This window comes from Pseudomonas sp. NY15364 (assembly GCF_048068235.1).
Lineage (GTDB): Bacteria > Pseudomonadota > Gammaproteobacteria > Pseudomonadales > Pseudomonadaceae > Aquipseudomonas > Aquipseudomonas mendocina_D.
Genome location: NZ_JBLUPX010000006.1, coordinates 1 through 16040, shown reverse-complemented (window position 1 = coordinate 16040; position 16040 = coordinate 1). Strand labels below are relative to the sequence as shown.

At 64.2% G+C, this 16040-nt stretch carries 13 protein-coding genes and 1 pseudogene; 10 read left to right on the top strand and 4 right to left on the bottom strand.

Annotation, left to right across the window (positions count from 1 at the left end):
* Nucleotides 1-50: 50 nt before the first annotated feature.
* The 10 genes and pseudogenes from ACNFCJ_RS07045 to ACNFCJ_RS07000 all read left to right on the top strand — a co-directional run bounded on the left by ACNFCJ_RS07045 (nt 51) and on the right by ACNFCJ_RS07000 (nt 10758).
* Nucleotides 51-965 (top strand): LysR family transcriptional regulator, encoded by a 915-nt coding sequence (locus ACNFCJ_RS07045; protein ID WP_017675433.1) that lies wholly within the window; start codon nt 51-53, stop codon nt 963-965.
* Between the two features lie 106 nt (nt 966-1071).
* Nucleotides 1072-1473 carry a DUF2946 domain-containing protein gene (locus ACNFCJ_RS07040; protein ID WP_416770556.1) on the top strand — a complete coding sequence of 134 codons (402 nt, stop codon included), beginning with the start codon at nt 1072-1074 and terminating at the stop codon, nt 1471-1473.
* A 72-nt stretch (nt 1474-1545) separates the two neighbouring features.
* Complete coding sequence (locus ACNFCJ_RS07035; protein WP_017675431.1) at nt 1546-3702, top strand: TonB-dependent receptor; 2157 nt, start codon at nt 1546-1548, stop codon at nt 3700-3702.
* Between the two features lie 5 nt (nt 3703-3707).
* Nucleotides 3708-5204, top strand: coding sequence for a PepSY domain-containing protein (locus ACNFCJ_RS07030; RefSeq protein ID WP_416770700.1), 1497 nt, complete (start codon nt 3708-3710; stop codon nt 5202-5204).
* Between the two features lie 39 nt (nt 5205-5243).
* On the top strand, nt 5244-6617 hold the full coding sequence (locus ACNFCJ_RS07025; protein WP_017675429.1) for a PepSY-associated TM helix domain-containing protein: 1374 nt from the start codon (nt 5244-5246) through the stop codon (nt 6615-6617).
* Nucleotides 6618-6691: 74 nt separating this feature from the next.
* A complete protein-coding gene (locus ACNFCJ_RS07020) occupies nt 6692-7186 on the top strand; it encodes a copper chaperone PCu(A)C (protein WP_017675428.1) in 495 nt (164 codons plus the stop codon).
* A pseudogene (locus ACNFCJ_RS07015) lies at nt 7186-7536 on the top strand (DUF2946 domain-containing protein); the annotation flags it as partial. The gene ACNFCJ_RS07020 and the pseudogene ACNFCJ_RS07015, both read left to right, overlap by 1 nt.
* Nucleotides 7537-7621: 85 nt before the next feature.
* Complete coding sequence (locus ACNFCJ_RS07010; RefSeq protein ID WP_416770553.1) at nt 7622-9712, top strand: TonB-dependent copper receptor; 2091 nt, start codon at nt 7622-7624, stop codon at nt 9710-9712.
* A gap of 243 nt (nt 9713-9955) precedes the next feature.
* Nucleotides 9956-10222, top strand: coding sequence for a PepSY domain-containing protein (locus ACNFCJ_RS07005; RefSeq protein ID WP_017675426.1), 267 nt, complete (start codon nt 9956-9958; stop codon nt 10220-10222).
* Nucleotides 10222-10758: a cytochrome b/b6 domain-containing protein gene (locus ACNFCJ_RS07000; RefSeq protein ID WP_017675425.1), complete on the top strand. Its 537-nt coding sequence runs from the start codon at nt 10222-10224 to the stop codon at nt 10756-10758. The genes ACNFCJ_RS07005 and ACNFCJ_RS07000 overlap by 1 nt, the downstream gene beginning before the upstream one ends.
* A gap of 75 nt (nt 10759-10833) precedes the next feature.
* Here ACNFCJ_RS07000 and ACNFCJ_RS06995 read toward each other — a convergent pair whose 3' ends face one another.
* From ACNFCJ_RS06995 to ACNFCJ_RS06980, 4 genes are all read right to left on the bottom strand, one after another.
* The gene (locus tag ACNFCJ_RS06995) at nt 10834-11781 is read right to left on the bottom strand and encodes an adenosine deaminase (protein WP_017675424.1); all 948 of its coding nucleotides are present in this window, start codon (nt 11779-11781) and stop codon (nt 10834-10836) included.
* 206 nt (nt 11782-11987) lie between these two features.
* The gene (locus ACNFCJ_RS06990) at nt 11988-12947 is read right to left on the bottom strand and encodes a 2-oxoglutarate and iron-dependent oxygenase domain-containing protein (RefSeq protein WP_092377556.1); all 960 of its coding nucleotides are present in this window, start codon (nt 12945-12947) and stop codon (nt 11988-11990) included.
* A 128-nt stretch (nt 12948-13075) separates the two neighbouring features.
* Entirely contained in the window at nt 13076-14158 is a 1083-nt protein-coding gene (locus tag ACNFCJ_RS06985) for a BMP family ABC transporter substrate-binding protein (RefSeq protein ID WP_092377553.1), read from the bottom strand.
* A gap of 255 nt (nt 14159-14413) precedes the next feature.
* Nucleotides 14414-15760 carry an 8-oxoguanine deaminase gene (locus tag ACNFCJ_RS06980; protein WP_416770550.1) on the bottom strand — a complete coding sequence of 449 codons (1347 nt, stop codon included), beginning with the start codon at nt 15758-15760 and terminating at the stop codon, nt 14414-14416.
* Nucleotides 15761-16040: the final 280 nt, after the last annotated feature.

The window sequence follows — 16040 nt, the reverse complement described above, 5'->3', positions numbered from 1 at the left end:
AGAAGCGGGTAATAGAGTCTCTTTCATCATTATTTTGAAAGTGAGCGGCCATGCTGCGTTTCGACGACCTGCAACTCTTCGTGCGAACTGCCGAAACCGGCAGCCTGTCCGCTGCGGCGCGGCTGCTGGATGTTTCGCCAGCCGTGGCCAGCGCGGCCCTCAAGCGTCTTGAGCAGCAGCTGCAGGTGCGCCTGCTGGCGCGTTCGACGCGCAGCCTGCGCCTGACGCCCGAGGGCGAGCTGTATCTGGTGCATGCCCGGCTGGCGTTGCAGAGCCTCGAGGAGGGGCGCCAGCAACTGGTCGGCAGCCAGGAGGGGATTTGCGGTGTATTGCAGCTATCGGCGCCGTCGGATCTGGGGCGCAATACGTTGTTGCCCTGGCTCGACGCGTTCCAGGACGAGCATCCGCAACTGCAGCTGCGTCTGCTGCTGGCCGACCGGGTGACCGACCTGTTCCGTGAGCCGGTGGACATCGCCCTGCGCTACGGCGCACCGGAGGATTCCAGCCTGGTGGCACTGCCGGTGGCAGCGGACAATCGTCGGGTGCTCTGCGCTTCACCTTCCTATCTCGCCCGGCACGGTTCGCCGCGCAGCGTGGAGGAGCTGCATCAGCACAACTGCCTGCTCTATATGTTGCATGGCCGAGCGTATGATCGCTGGCGCTTTCAGGATGGCAAGCGCGAGGTACTGATGAACGTCGCGGGTGACCGGGTCTGCGACGATGCCGATGTCACTCGGCGCTGGGCCGTGGCCGGGCGGGGTGTGGTGTACAAGTCCTGGCTGGATGTCGCCGAAGACGTGCGCGAAGGGCGCCTGCAGGTGCTGCTGCCGAACTGGCTGGGCGAGCCGACGCCCCTGTATCTGGTGTGTGCGCACCGTGCTCAGCTGAGCAAGGCGGTGCATCTGCTGCGCGAATTCGTGCAACTGCGCTGCCAGCGTTTGCTGGACGCTGCGCCATGGCGTTAGCACTTGATGCGATAAAGCCAGCAAGCCCTGCTAGACTCTCGTACGCAGTGCCTGCGGCAACGCACCGCAGTGTCGCGCTGCCATCCTCTGTTTAGAGTCGCGCCCCATGAAACTGGCCCGCAATGACCGCTCACTGACCGCTTGGGTGCTGTACTTCAGCATCCTGTTCAGTGCGTTCGTCTGCGCGATCAGCCACGGCCAGATGGCCGGCATGCAGCTCAGCGGTCTGGATGGCCAGTACTGCTCGTTCGATGGCAACTTCGGCGCCGGCGCCGGCGCCGACCTCGACGGCTCCGGCATCGTTGCGCCCAACCCGGCTACCGGTACGGGCTGCGCCTTGGCCAGTTTGTTCAGTGCGCTCATCCTGGCGGCATTCTTCGGGCTGCTCGGCCTGCTCGTGGCCGAACGTGTGCGTCCGCTGGCGGCCCTGCATATTCCCCGTCTTACCCGCTATCGCTGGCCTCCCGCCAATCCCCGCGCTTCTCCCTTCCTGCTTCCTGCGCTCTGAAGTCGCCCGTTAAACCTGGCTTTGAGGCTAGGTCGCGTGCGGGCTTATCGAACAAAAGCCTGGAAGCCTTACATGTTTCGTATGACCACCCTGGCGCTGCTCGCCTGCAGCACCTCCCTTGCCTGGGCGCAAGATGACGCCTTGACGCTGCCTGCCAGCACCGTATCTGCCGTTGCTGCAGAGCCTGACGAGGCTACTGGCATCAACCTGGACAAAACCATCGAGAGTGGCTCGCGCCTCAACCTCAGCGCTCGTGAAAATCCGGCCTCGGTCAGCGTGGCGGATCGGGCGACCATGGAGCGTCTGGGCGTACGCAACTTTCAGGATGCTGCCAATGCCTTGCCCGGCGTGAACGCCTCGGCACCACCCGGCTGGGGCGGCTACGTGGCCTATCGAGGTTTCAATGGCGCACAGATCGGCCAACTGTTCAATGGCATCAACCTGCAATACGGCGGTTCGGCGCGTCCTGTTGGCGCCTGGATCTATGATCGCGTCGAACTGCTGGGCGGGCCGTCGTCCTTCCTCAATGGCAGTGGCGCGGTTGGCGGCAGCCTGAACTACATCACCAAGCTCGCCAGCCGCGATAAGGACAGCTTGGAAGGGCGCGTCAGCTACTCGCGCTACGACACCTGGGAAACCGCCATCGGCGTCAATCAGGCGCTCAATGAGGGCGACGGTCCGCGGCATTACGCGCGCCTGGATTACAGCCGCACTCACACCAACGGTTATATCGACCGCCAGGAAAACCAGGCCGGCAACCTGGCCTTCTCCCTGCTCAGCGACATCAACGACCAGCTCTCCCACACCCTGGCCATCGAGTACCTGGAGGAGCAGGAAGACAGCCCGTACTGGGGCTCGCCGGTGTTGCAGCCACTGAGTGGCAAGCTGCGTATCGACAAGCACAACCGCTTCAACAACTACAACGTCGAGGACGGCCGCTACGAGCAACGCACCCGCTGGCTGCGCTCGATTACCGACTACCGCCTCGATGACGCCACCCAGCTGCGCAACACCTTCTACCACTACAAGGGCCAGCGCGATTACCGCAACCTCGAGCGTTATCGCTACAACGCCGCCAATACCGAGGTGACCCGTTCTGCTGCTTACCGTCAGCGCCATGATCAGGAGGTCAATGGCGACCGCTTCGAGCTGACCCATGCCGGCGATCTGTTCGGTCTGGCCAGCGACTGGGCCTTCGGTCTGGAGTACAGCCGCAACCAGCAGACCAACTACCCGCTGTCGATCTCGGCGAACTTCGACACGGTAGACCCCAACGGTTTCGATCCAGGCGAGTTTCTCGACATCCCCGGCATGGACGCCCCGCGTACAAAGGGTCGCAGCACCTGGACCGATACCGCCTCGGCCTTCGTCGAGAACCGTACCCGGCTGACCGATCGCCTGGCGCTGATCAGCGCGCTGCGCTACGACCATATCGACTTCGAGGTGGTCGAACATGTAACCCGCGTCGAGCTGGATCGCCGCTGGGATGCCTTCACCGGACGCGTCGGTCTGGTCTATGACCTCACCGATGCCGTCAGCCTCTACACCCAATACAGCACCTCGGCCGAACCGCCAGGCGGCACCCTGACCAGCGCCTCGGTCGCCCAGGTCGCCGATTTCGACCTGAGCACCGGCCGCCAGATCGAGGTGGGCAGCAAGTTCGACTTCCTCGATGGTCGCGGCTCGGCGACGGCGGCGGCGTACCGCATCGTGCGCAAGAACATCTCGGTGCCGTCTTCCAGTGTGCCGAACACCACCGAGCAGGCCGGGCAGCAGACCTCCACCGGTGTCGAATTGGCCGCCTCGTTCAAGATCACCCCGCAGTTGCTCGCCGCCGGTAACTTCGCCTGGGTACGTGCCGAATACGACGAGTTCAACGAAAACGTCGGCGGTGTGGCGGTATCGCGCAAGGGCAAGAACCCGGTGAACATCCCCGAGCGCGTGGCCAACCTCTGGTTGACCTACGACGTTGCACCGGACTGGCAGGTGGGGGCCGATGCGCGTTATGTCTCCTCGGTCTATGCCAACACCGCCAACACCATGTGGGTGCCGTCGTACACCGTCTACGGGTTGTTCCTCAAGCACGACCTGGATACTCACACCGAGCTCAGCGCGCGGTTGCGCAACCTCACCGACGAGACCTACGCCCGCTTCATCCACCAGAGCAACACCCAGTACTACCTGGGCGAGCCGCGCAGCCTGGAAGTGGCTGTGCAATGGCGTTACTGATGGCGCTGAAACGCCAGCTGTACCTCTGGCATCGCTGGCTGGGTATCGGCCTGTGCCTGCTGATGGCGCTGTGGTTCGTCTCCGGGGTGGTGATGCTGTATGTCGGCTACCCCAAGCTGACCGGCAGTGAGCGCCTCGGGCATCTACCGGCACTGCCCGCGAGCTGCTGCGCCGAGGTGCCGGCGCAATGGGCACAGCTGCCGTTGCGGCGCCTGCGTCTGAGCAGTCTGGGCGGCCAGCCGTTCTATCTGCTGGAGTTGGCCGACGGGCGCCGCGTGACCCTGAATGCGCGTAGCGGTGAGCCGCTGCAACGTGCCGACGAAGCCTGGGCGCTGGCTGGCGCTCGGCAATATGCCGGCGATGTGCCGCTGCGCTATCGCGGCCAGTTCGAGGAGGACGTCTGGACGCATTCGCGTGCGCTGGATGCCGAGCGCCCGTTGCATCTGGTCGAGCTGGGCGATGCCGAGCGTACCTGGCTCTACCTGTCGGGCAGAACTGGCGAAGTGGTGCGTGACGCCAGCCTGCAGGAGCGGCGCTGGAACTGGCTGGGTGCCTGGTTCCACTGGCTCTATCCGCTACGCGGTGGCTTCGGTTTCGACAATGGCTGGCGCGTACTGGTGATCGGTTTGTCCCTGCTGGGCACGGCCATGGCCGTGCTGGGCATGGTGGTTGGCCTGATGCGTTGGCGCTTTCGCAAACCCTATCGCAACGGCTCCCGCAGCCCTTACTCCGGCGGCTGGTGGCGTTGGCACCATATCGGCGGCCTGCTGTTCGGCGTTGTGCTGATGGCGTGGATCTTCAGTGGCCTGATGTCCATGCGGCCCTGGGGCACCACCGACAGCCGTTCACGCCTCGACGCTGCGTTGATGCAGGGCGGCGCGCTACGGGCAGCGGACGTTTCGCTCCCCATCAGCCGCGCACTGCAACTGCTGCGCACCGAGCTGGATGTGGTCGAGCTGGAATGGCGTCGCCTCGATGGCAGCACCTATCTGGTGGCACGAGCGGCGAGCGGCGAGAGCCGCATGCTGCACGGCGAGACCTTGCTGCGTCAGCTGCCCCGCGAACAACTGCTCGATACGGCCCACCTCATGGCGCCGGATGTGGCACTGCAAAGCGAGTGGCTGGAGCGCTTCGATACCTACTACTTCGCCCGCGATGCGCAAAGCATGTACGGCTCGCAGAACCGACCGCTGCCGGTGCTGCGGGTGCGCTTCGATGACCCGGAGCAGACCTGGGTCTACCTCGACCCGGCCAGCGGCGAGATGATCGCGCGGCATGACCAGCGCCAGCGCGTCGGCCGCTGGCTGTTCAACCTGCTGCATAGCTGGGACTGGCCGCCGCTGCTGGAACGCCCGCTGCTGCGCGAAGCTCTGATCATCGCCTTCAGCCTTGGCGGTCTGGTGATCTGCCTCAGCGGCACAGTGTTGGGATGGCGACGTTTGCGTCGCTCAGGAGTACCGAGCCGCAGAAGCACGCTCCTGCGAAACGAAGGAAGGTCGTAGTGAACCCCTTTCATGAAACCCCTTATGGAGGCACCTGTCATGCGTGAGTCCACCTCGTTCTACAACCTGGCCTGGCGCTGGCACTTCTATGCCGGGCTGTTCGTCATCCCGTTCATGATCCTGCTGTCGATCACCGGGATCATCTACCTGTTCAAACCGCAGCTCGACGCCTGGATGTACGCCGACCTGATGCAGGTGCCGGTCGCCGAGCAGCGCCTCAGTGCCGATCAGCAACTGGCTATCGTCCGCGAAGCCTATCCGCAGGCGACGGTCAGCAAATACCTGCCGCCCGCTGTACAGGATCGCAGTGCGCAGTTCGTGATCAATCAGGGCGGCCAGGAGCTGAACCTGTTCGTCGATCCCTACAACGGCAGCCTTCTCGGCGCCCAGGACGCCCTGTGGAATCTGCAGGCGGTGGTGCGCAAGCTGCACGGTGATCTGCTGATCGGCACCGTTGGTGACCGGCTGATCGAACTGGCCGCTGGCTGGGGCATCGTGCTGGTGGTATCCGGCCTGTACCTTTGGTGGCCGCGCGGCAGCAGCGGGGCGGGTGTGTTGTGGCCACGTCTGAGCGCAGGGGGGCGCCTGTGGTGGCGCGACCTGCATGCGGTCACCGGCTTCTGGGGCAGCGCACTGCTGCTGTTCATGCTGCTCACCGGTATGACCTGGACGGGCTACTGGGGCGCGCAGTTCGCCGGTGCCTGGAATCATTTTCCCGCCGCGATGTGGGATGACGTGCCCAAGTCCGGGCAACTGACCGGCAGCCTCAACAGCAGCAGCCAGCAAACCGTGGCCTGGGCGGTGGAAGTCACGCCGCTGCCCGCGTCCGACCCGCATGCCGCGCATCACGGCCATGCCGGGCATCGGGCCGCAGCGGCCTCCACCAGCCTGCTGCAGCATGTGGTCGATAGCGCCGCCGAGCGCGGTGTCCAGCCTGGTTACAGCATCAGCCTGCCCCAGGGCGAGCAGGGCGTTTACACCGTCGCCCTGTTCGCCGACGATCCACGCAACGATGCCACGTTGCACTTCGATCAATACAGCGGTGCGGTACTCGCAGACGTGCGCTGGCAGGACTACGGCCCGGTGGCGAAAACCGTGGAAACCGGGGTGATGCTGCACGAAGGCAAGCTGTTCGGCCTGGCCAACCAACTGCTGATGGCGGCGATCTGCCTGCTGATCATCTTCAGCTCCGTCAGCGGCCTGGTGCTGTGGTGGAAACGCCGCCCGGCCGGACGCTTCGGTGTACCGCCGCTGCGCCACGACCTGCCGCGCTGGAAGACCGCCATCGGCGTGATGATCGTGCTCGGTGTGATCTTCCCGCTGGTCGGCGCTTCGCTGCTGCTGGTCTTCGTTCTTGACTGGCTACTCTCGCGCTTTCGCCAACTGCGGCCATCGACCCGGCCGCTGGCATGAGTGAACAGTTTGATCGTCGCAAGACGTTATAGGCTCGACCCATGATTCGATTCCAAACCAGGAGGCAACACCCCATGACCCTGAAGAAAACCCTGCTCGGCCTCACCCTGCTGCTGCCGGCGCTGTTGGTGCAGGCCCACGAGTACGAAGCCGGTCAACTGCATATCGACCACCCCTGGTCGCGCGAGATGCCGCCGGTGGCGCCGACTGCTGCCGCTTATTTCGTCATCCACAACAAGGGCAGCGAAGCCGATCGTCTGCTCAGTGTCAGCACCCCGGTGGCCGGCAAGGCCGAGTTGCACGAGCATGTGCATGCCGATGGCGTGATGAAGATGCAGCAGGTGCAGGACGTGGCCATCCCCGCTGATGGCGAGGTGAAGTTCGAGCCCATGGGCTATCACGTCATGCTGTTCAACCTGAAGCAGCAGGCCAAGGACGGTGAGCGCTTCCCGTTGACCCTCAACTTCGAGAAAGCCGGTGCTGTCGAGGTTGAGGTCGCCGTGCAGAAAGATGCGCCGGCAGGCCATGATCATGCTGCCGGTCATGATGCAGGCAAGCACCAGCACTGATGCTGTTCACGGCACGCAGGCGCACGCTCGCCGCCCAGCTTGGGCTGCTGGCGTTCGTCCTTATCGTGCTGGCGCCACTGGCGTCGCAACTGCGTGCCGAGCCGGCTGACTGGCGCTGGCTGAACGAGCTTGGCTGTCATGACGGGGCGGGCAGCGTGCCGGCCCCAACGAGCAGCTCCAGCCCAGTGTTGCAGGTGGATGCCTGCGGCTACTGCTCGCTGCTCTCGCATTGTCCGGTGCTGGCCGACAATGGCTCGGTGCTCGCGAGCCGCTTGGAGTTATCTCGCGATACCACCCTGAGGTTGCCTGAGCGACCGCTGCCGGGCGCCAACTTTCCTCATGCGCTGTCACGTGCACCGCCATGCGCACCTGAAGTCACCACTCCCATGAGGCCGTTACCAGGCCTCTTCGCCAATCGACTTTTCAGGTATCCGCATGTCCGTTTCCTTCGTTTCGGGCGCCGTTTCCGTGCGCGCTCGTTTTCCCCTGTCCGTTCTGGCCGTAGCCTGCGGCCTGTGTTCCATGACTGCCCTGCAGGCTGCCGAGGAGCCTGTGCACGAACTGCCGCCCACGGTGATCACGGCAATCCAGCAAAGCTCGCCGCTGACCGTGGTGGCCGACCCCAAGGATCCACGCCAGCCGGTACCGGCCAGCGATGCGGCCGACTACCTCAAGACCATTCCCGGTTTCTCCGCGATTCGCAGCGGTGGCAGCAACAGTGACCCGGTGTTGCGCGGCCTGTTTGGCTCGCGCCTGCTGCTGCTCACCGATGGCGGGCAGATGATCGGCGCCTGTCCGGGGCGGATGGACGCACCCAGTTCCTACATCTCGCCAGAAACCTTTGATCGGCTGACCGTTACCAAGGGCCCGCAAACCGTGATCTGGGGGCCGGGCGCGTCCGCTGGGGTGGTGCGTTTCGATCGCGAGCCGGAGCGTTTCGGTGAGCTGGGCGCGCGCCTGCATGCCAGCGTGCTGGCCGGCTCCAATGGCCGTTTCGACCGAACCCTGGATGGCGCCGTGGGCAGCGAGCAGGGCTACCTGCGGGTGATGGGTAACCGCTCGCAGTCGGACGATTACGACAACGGTGACGGCGACACCATCGCCTCGCGCTGGGACAAGTGGAACGGCGACGTGGCCCTGGGCTGGACGCCGGATGCCGATACCCTGATCGAACTCACGGCTGGCCGTGGCGATGGCGAAGCGCGTTACGGTGGTCGTGGCATGGACGGCACTCAGTTCAAGCGCGAAAGCCTCGGCCTGCGCATCGAGCGCAGCAACCTCGGTGGCGTGCTGGATAAGGTCGAGGCCAAGGTCTACTACAACTACGCCGACCACATCATGGACAACTTCCGCCTGCGCGTGCCGGACCCGAGCAGCATGATGGCCGGGCCGATGGCGGCGCAGGTCGACCGTCGAACCCTCGGTGCACGCCTGGCCGCGACCTGGAAGTGGGACGACGTCGAGCTGATCACCGGCGTCGATGCGCAGCGCAGCGAACACCGCCAGCGCAGCTCCAGCGGCGGCATGATGGGCATGCCCTATGTCGACGCTGATCGCTTCCCCTGGGACAAGGACGCGCTGATGCACAACTACGGCGTGTTCGCCGAAGCCACCTGGAGCCTGGCCGAGGGTGATCGGCTGATCTCTGGCGCACGCCTGGATCGCGCCTCGGCCAAGGACTACCGGCAGAACTTCAGCGACATGATGGGCATGACCACGACCAACCCGACGGCGGGCGAGACCCGCGCCGATACCTTGCCCAGTGGTTTCGTGCGCTACGAGCACGACCTGTCCGACTCGCCGACCACCGTCTATGCCGGCATCGGCCACGTGCAGCGCTTCCCCGATTACTGGGAGCTGTTCTCCGCCGGCCTCAATGGCCCGGCCGACGCGGACAACGCCTTCGATGGCATCAAACCGGAGAAGACCACCCAGCTCGATATCGGCATCCAGTACCAGGACGACAAGCTGCAGGCCTGGGCTTCGGCCTATGTCGGGCAGATCCGCGACTACATCCTGTTCGACTACCGGGGCATGAACACGCAAGCTGACAATGTCGACGCACGCATCATGGGCGGCGAGTTGGGCGTGGCCTACGCCTTCGACTCCAACTGGAAGGCCGACGCGACCCTGGCCTACGCCTGGGGCAAGAACAGCAGCGACGGTGAAGCGCTGCCGCAGATGCCGCCGCTGGAAGCGCGCCTGGGCCTGACCTACCAGCGTGACGACTGGAGCGTCGGTGCCCTGTGGCGTGTGGTCGATGGCCAGGGGCGCATCGCCGAAGGGCGCGGCAACGTGGTGGGGCAGGACTTCGGCGACAGCGCCGGCTTCGGCGTGCTCTCGCTCAATGGCGCTTACCGCGTTAGCCAACAGGTCAAACTCAGCGCCGGCGTGGATAACCTGCTCGACAAGAACTACGCCGAACACCTCAACCTGGCTGGCGACGCTGGCTTCGGCTTCCCGGCCGAAACGCGTATCGACGAGCCGGGCCGTACCTTGTGGGCCAAGGTCGATTTCGACTTCTAAGCCATAGCTAGCCCGGAGCTACGAAGCGTAGCGATCCTCTCGTAGGCGTCCGCTTGCGGGCGATTGGCGCTTGCACAATGCGGATCGCCCGCAAGCGGGCTCCTACGTTTGGCCGGGCACGGTAGCCACCTTTCCCGGATTACATCCGGGCTACGATTTTGCGTGCGCTAATAGAGTCTTAAGGTTCAGGCGCCAGAGTAGTCCCCGCAGACACACTTTCCCCTGCACCGAGAGGACTACACCATGCGCAAACTGCTTCTGCTGTCTCTGGCTCTGGCCAGCCCGCTGACCTTCGCCGCCACCGAATGCACCACTGCCGACAAGTCGCAGTGGCAGGATCAGGACAAGTTCCAGGCCGACCTCAAGGCCCAGGGCTACGAGATCAACAAGTTCAAGGTTACCGGTGGCAACTGCTACGAAATATACGGCTTCGACAAGGACGGCAAGAAGGTCGAGATTTACTTCGATCCGGTCAGCGGCAAGCCGGTCAAAAGCAACGTAGAAGGCTGATGAGCGCCGCGACCGTGCGCGTGTGGGACCCAGTGGTGCGCTTGTTCCACTGGTCCCTGGCCGGCGCTTTCCTGGCCAACTACTTCTTTACCGAAGAGGGCGAAGACTGGCATCGCTGGTTCGGCTACTACGCCGTGGCCTGGCTGGCGATCCGCCTGGTATGGGGTTTCGTCGGCACGCCGGCGGCGCGCTGGGCGGATTTCTGGCCGACCCCGGCACGCCTTGGTGCGCATTTGCGTGCGTTGATTGCCGGTCAGCCCTATCACCGTCTGGGGCATTCGCCGTTGGGCGCGCTGGTGATGCTCCTGATGATGACGCTGATGCTCGGTCTGGGCGTGACCGGCTTTCTGATGGAGGAAGTCGATTATTTCTGGGGCGCGGATCTGCCGCTGGAAATCCACGAATTCTGTGCCAACGGCCTCATGGCGGTGGTCGGCTTGCATATCGCTGCAGCGCTATTTGAGAGCTATCGGCTGCGCGAGAACCTGCCGTTGTCGATGGTGACTGGCAAGCGGCGCAAGCTGCAGGAACACTGAGCGTACAGTCGCGGCTAAAGCCCCTCCCACGGAGCGTGGGTACTGTGGGAGGCGCTTCAGCGGCGATGCTCTTGCTCAGGCCAGGCGCGCATCCAGGCTGTTCTGCGCCAGGCGCTTGGCCTGGGCTTCGGTCATGCCCAGGTGTTCGTGCAGGGCGGCGAAGTTCTCGCCGACGTAGCCGCCGAAGTAGGCCGGGTCGTCCGAGTTCACCGTCACCTTCACGCCGCGTTCGAGCATCTCGAGGATGTTGTGCTGGCCCATGTGCTCGAACACGCAGAGTTTGATGTTCGACAGCGGGCAGACGGTCAGCGGGATCTGCTCGTCGATGATGCGCTGCATCAGCCGTTCGTCTTCGATGGCGCGCACGCCGTGGTCGATACGCTTGATCTTGAGCAGGTCCAGCGCCTCCCAGATGTATTCGGGTGGGCCTTCCTCGCCGGCATGCGCCACCGCGTGCAGGCCTTCGCTGCGTGCCTTGGCGAACACCCGCTCGAATAGCCGCGGCGGGAAGCCCTTCTCCGAACTGTCGAGGCCAACGCCGATAAAGGCATCGCGAAACGGCATGGCTTGTTCCAGGGTCTTGAAGGCCTCGTCCTCGGGCAGGTGACGCAGGAAGCTGAGGATCAGCCCGTGGCTGATGCCCAGCTGCTTCTCGCCGTCGAGCAGCGCTTGCTGGATACCGCGCAGCACCACCTCGAAGGGAACGCCGCGGTCGGTGTGGGTCTGCGGGTCGAAGAAGGGTTCGACATGAATGACGTTCTGCGCCTTGCAGCGTTGCAGGTAGGCCCAGGTCAGGTCGTAGAAATCCTGCTCGGTGCGCAGCACGTTGGCGCCGGCGTAATACAGATCGAGAAATTCCTGCAGGTTGTTGAAGGCATAGGCCGCGCGCAGGGTCTCGACATCGGCCCAGGGCAGGGCGATCTGGTTGCGTTCGGCCAGGGCGAACAGCAGCTCGGGCTCCAGCGAGCCTTCCAGGTGCAGGTGCAGTTCGGCCTTGGGCAGGGCATTCAGCCATTCGGGCATGGTCGGTTCTCGTTGTCAGGCTTGGGTAGCAGCAAAGTTTAACTGTTGGGACAGGATCGTGCTGCAGCTGGCGAGCCAGCTGCGCAGGGTGGACTGATCGTTCCCACGCTCCGCGTGGGAATGCCCTTGCAGACGCTCTGCGTCTGAAGGACGCAGAGCGTCCCTGGCTGGTCTCCCACGCCAGAGCGTGGGAGCCATCATCAGCCCTACGCTTCCTCGCGCCGATAGGCATAGGTATCGGCGAACCTCGACAGCAGGTACGCGGCGCTGGTCACCGGTGTGTACTTGGCCGGGTTGTCCGCGCTGGAGCAGTTCGGCAGGCAGTCGATCAGCGTGTCGGGATGCGGTTCGGCGAAGAACGGCATGGAGTAGCGATCCACCCCCAGCGGGCTGATCACCCGGTGCGGCGTCGAGGTGTACCGATCGTTGCTCCAGCGCGCCATCATGTCGCCGATGTTGACCACGAAGCTGCCGGCAATCGGCGGCGCGTCGATCCACTCGCCATCGCGTGCACGTACCTGCAGGCCGCCGGCATCGTCCTGGTAGAGCAGGGTGATGCAGCCGTAATCGGTGTGTGCGCCGGCGCCTTGTTGGTCGGCGCTGGTGGCGGTGTGGCGCGGCGGGTAGTGGATCATGCGCAGCACGCTGATCGGCTCATGAAAGCGCGCGTCGAAGAAATCGTGCTCGATGTCCAGCGCCATGGCCATGGCGCGCAGCAGGGTCTTGGCCAAGTCCTGCATATCGGCGTAATGCTGTTCCATCAGCTCGGCCCAGCCGGGTAGATCCGGGTGGCGATTCGGCCCTCGCAGTGGTTTGCCTGCCAGCACCTCGGGGTGATCGGCCGGCATGTGGAAACCCATGTCGAAGGTTTCCTTCAAATCGCTCGGTTTGCTTGGGTCGAGCTGTTCGGTGGCGATGGCACCGTAACCGCGGTGGTGGGCGGTCTGGGTGATATCGATCTTGAGTTTGTCGTCGGCAGGCAGGGCGAAGAAGTGCTTCGCCGCACTGAGCAGGGCGTCGATGCGCTCGCTGCCGATGGGGTGGCCGACGATATAGAAGAAGCCCCAGTCGCGGCAGGCGCGGTCGATCTGCTCGGCCACGGCAGGCCAGGCCAAAGCGTCGTCAGCGTAGAGAGGGGCGATGTCGATGATGGGTAATGCGTTCATGTTGAGCCTCGGGTGGGCGTTGCTGCGAGTCTTCTCGTACCCAGGGCAGCGGAAAGAGATCTCGGATGAGATCCCCTTGATGCGGTTCTGCAGTGCAGGGACGGCATCGGTAGTTGCCAGGTGGCGGGTTACTTCGGTATCTCGGCCTTCACGTTCTCCACGTAGTAGTTCATCGAGGCCAGCTCGGCATTGGTCGCGCTTGCGCCTTCGGCAATGCGCACCGCGCCGCTCTGATCCTTGATCGGGCCGGTGAAGGGGTGGAACTTGCCGCTGCGAATGTCGGCGATGATCTGCTCGGCCTCGCTCTTCACGTCAGCCGGCACCAGGTCGCTGATCGGCAGCTCGATGGTGTCCTCGGCCAGGCCGCCCCAGAAATCCTGCGGCTGCCAGGTACCGTCGATCACAGCCTGGGTGGATTTGACGTAGTGCGGGCCCCAGTCGTTGACGATGGAGGTGAGCACGGCCTTCGGCCCGAAGTGAGCCATGTCCGAGGCGTAGCCTACGGAGTAGATGCCACGGCGCTCGGCGGTCTGGATCGGCGCCGGGCTGTCGGTGTGTTGGAACATCACGTCCACGCCCTGGTCGATCAGCGCGTTGGCGGCATCGGATTCCTTGCCCGGATCGAACCAGGTGTTGACCCACACCACCTTGATCTCGGTGCCCGGGTTGTACTTGTCCAGCGCCAGCTGGATGGCGTTGATATCGCGGATCACCTCGGGGATCGGGAAGGAGGCAACGTAGCCGACCTTCTTGGTCTTGGTCATCTTCGCCGCGAGGAAGCCGCCAACGTAGCGACCCTCATAGGAGCGCGACAGGTAGGTGCCGACGTTCTTGTCCTGCTTGTAGCCGGTGGCGTGTTCGAAGGTCACCTTGGGAAATTGCTTGGCCACCTTGATGGTCGGGTTCATGTAGCCGAAGGAGGTGGTGAAGATCAGGTCGAAACCACCCTTGGCCATGTTGCGGATCACCCGCTCGGCGTCGGCGCCTTCCGGCACGTTCTCGACGAAGCTGGTGGTGACCTTGTCGCCCATTTCCTTGCTCAGCATCTGCCGGCCCTGTTCGTGCTGGTAGGTCCAGCCATGGTCGCCGATGGGGCCGATGTAGACGAAGCCGACCTTCAGCGGATCGGCGGCGGAGGCGCTGAGCATGGCGCCAAAGCCCAGGGCGGCGACGAGGGTGCGCAGCAGCGGTTTCTTGCTCTTCTTGTGCATGGTGGGTGCAGCTCCAGTCTTGGTGTTGGGGTGGCCGTTGGTTGGCTGATCCCCTGACTGCAAAAAGCTGACCAACAAGACAGATAGCCTTACTGAAAGCCTTTGCGGGCAAGAGCGGAGAATGGTGTGGAGCGCTATTGGTGCGATGGCCGTGCAGATGCTGCGTTGTGGTGCGATTGCCCTGCTGCAAACCGTAGGGTGCGCCGTGCGCACCGGCAGTTTTTCGGTGCGCACGGCGCACCCTACGGTTCAGGATCAGGCGTTGACCAACTGCTTCGCTGCCTGGCGGTGATCAGCGATCAGCTGCGCCACGTCCAGCCCCTCGATCTGCCCGTCGATGACGCGCCAGGTGCCGCCGATCATCATCCGGTCGGCGCCGCACAGCAGCAGCGCGGAGAGTGGATCGTGGCTGCCGGAGAAGCGCAGCTCGTCGAGCTTGAACAGCGCCAGGTCGGCTTGCTTGCCCACCGCCAATTCGCCGATATCGCTGCGCCCCAGCAGCTTCGCCGAACCCTTGCTGGCCCAACCGAGCACGCGTTGCGGAGTGATCTGCTCGGCGCCATAGCGCAGGCGCTGGATGTACAGCGCCTGGCGCGCTTCGAGGATCATGTTCGAGGCATCGTTGGAGGCCGAGCCGTCGACACCCAGGCCCAGCGGCGCACCGGCGGCTTCCAGCTCTACACTGGGGCAGATGCCCGAAGCCAGGCGCATGTTGGAGCTGGGGCAATGGCAGATGCCGGTGCCGGCGGCGCCGAGGCGGATGATTTCCTCGGGGTTGAAGTGGATGCCATGGGCCAGCCAGGTGCGCGGGCCGAGCCAGCCGACGCTGTCCAGGTAATCCACTGTGCGTAGGCCGAAGCGCTGCAGGCAGAAGTCTTCCTCGTCGAGGGTTTCGGCCAGGTGGGTGTGCAGGCGTACGTCCAGCTCCTCGGCCAGTTCGGCGCTCTGGCGCATGATTTCCTGAGTCACCGAGAAGGGCGAGCAGGGCGCCAGGGCGATCTGGATCTGCGCGCCGTCGCCGCGCTGGTGGTACTGGCCGATCAGGCGCTGGCTGTCGGCCAGGATCACCTCGCCCTGTTGCACCGTCTGCTGCGGCGGCAGGCCACCATCGGCTTCGCCCAGGCTCATGGAGCCACGGGTGAGCATGGCGCGCATGCCCAGTTCGCGCACCGCCTCGACCTGCACGTCGATGGCATTTTCCAGGCCGCCGGGGAACAGGTAATGGTGATCGGCGGCTGTGCTGCAGCCGGACAGCAGCAGTTCGGCCAAGGCCACCTTGCTGGCCAGCGCCAGTTTCTCCGGCGTAAGGCGCGCCCACACCGGGTAGAGCGTCTTCAGCCAGGGGAACAGCGGCTGATTGACCACTGGCGCCCAGGCGCGGGTGAGGGTCTGGTAGAAGTGATGGTGGGTGTTGATCAGGCCCGGCAGCACCACGTGCTCACGGGCATCGAAGGTTTGCTCGCAGGGTGTTGAAGGCTGCTGGCCTTTGCTGAGCACTTCGGCGATGCGGCCATCCGCGATCACCAGGCCGCCGGAAGCGTCCAGGTCATTGGCGGTGAAGATGGCGAGGGGGTTCTTGATCCAGATACGGGTAGCTGCCATGAGCAGGCTCCTCTGAGGTTGATGTCAGGTAAGCCAGCTCAGTGTTGACCCTGTCTGCTGATCCAGGTACGTCGGAAATGACGTGCGGCGAATATAGCTGACTCTGGAGTCAGGGGCAACAAGCCTGTCGCGGCTAAAGCCCCTCCCACAGTGCGATATGACACCTGTACAGAGCGTGTGAAAACGCACTGACGCCAGAAAAATCCAACGCCCCGACTGGTTCGGGGCGTTGGTGTTTTTGATGCTTGGAAATGGAAAGCGGGATTTACCCCAACAGTTC

What these genes read in the sequence shown, in the direction of transcription:
- ACNFCJ_RS07045 (WP_017675433.1), top strand. Translation starts at nt 51, where the DNA reads ATGCTGCGTTTCGACGACCTGCAACTCTTCGTGCGAACTGCCGAAACC.
- ACNFCJ_RS07040 (WP_416770556.1), top strand. Translation starts at nt 1,072, where the DNA reads ATGAAACTGGCCCGCAATGACCGCTCACTGACCGCTTGGGTGCTGTAC.
- ACNFCJ_RS07035 (WP_017675431.1), top strand. Translation starts at nt 1,546, where the DNA reads ATGTTTCGTATGACCACCCTGGCGCTGCTCGCCTGCAGCACCTCCCTT.
- ACNFCJ_RS07025 (WP_017675429.1), top strand. Translation starts at nt 5,244, where the DNA reads ATGCGTGAGTCCACCTCGTTCTACAACCTGGCCTGGCGCTGGCACTTC.
- ACNFCJ_RS07020 (WP_017675428.1), top strand. Translation starts at nt 6,692, where the DNA reads ATGACCCTGAAGAAAACCCTGCTCGGCCTCACCCTGCTGCTGCCGGCG.
- ACNFCJ_RS07010 (WP_416770553.1), top strand. Translation starts at nt 7,622, where the DNA reads ATGTCCGTTTCCTTCGTTTCGGGCGCCGTTTCCGTGCGCGCTCGTTTT.
- ACNFCJ_RS07005 (WP_017675426.1), top strand. Translation starts at nt 9,956, where the DNA reads ATGCGCAAACTGCTTCTGCTGTCTCTGGCTCTGGCCAGCCCGCTGACC.
- ACNFCJ_RS07000 (WP_017675425.1), top strand. Translation starts at nt 10,222, where the DNA reads ATGAGCGCCGCGACCGTGCGCGTGTGGGACCCAGTGGTGCGCTTGTTC.
- ACNFCJ_RS06995 (WP_017675424.1), bottom strand. Translation starts at nt 11,781, where the DNA reads ATGCCCGAATGGCTGAATGCCCTGCCCAAGGCCGAACTGCACCTGCAC.
- ACNFCJ_RS06990 (WP_092377556.1), bottom strand. Translation starts at nt 12,947, where the DNA reads ATGAACGCATTACCCATCATCGACATCGCCCCTCTCTACGCTGACGAC.
- ACNFCJ_RS06985 (WP_092377553.1), bottom strand. Translation starts at nt 14,158, where the DNA reads ATGCACAAGAAGAGCAAGAAACCGCTGCTGCGCACCCTCGTCGCCGCC.
- ACNFCJ_RS06980 (WP_416770550.1), bottom strand. Translation starts at nt 15,760, where the DNA reads ATGGCAGCTACCCGTATCTGGATCAAGAACCCCCTCGCCATCTTCACC.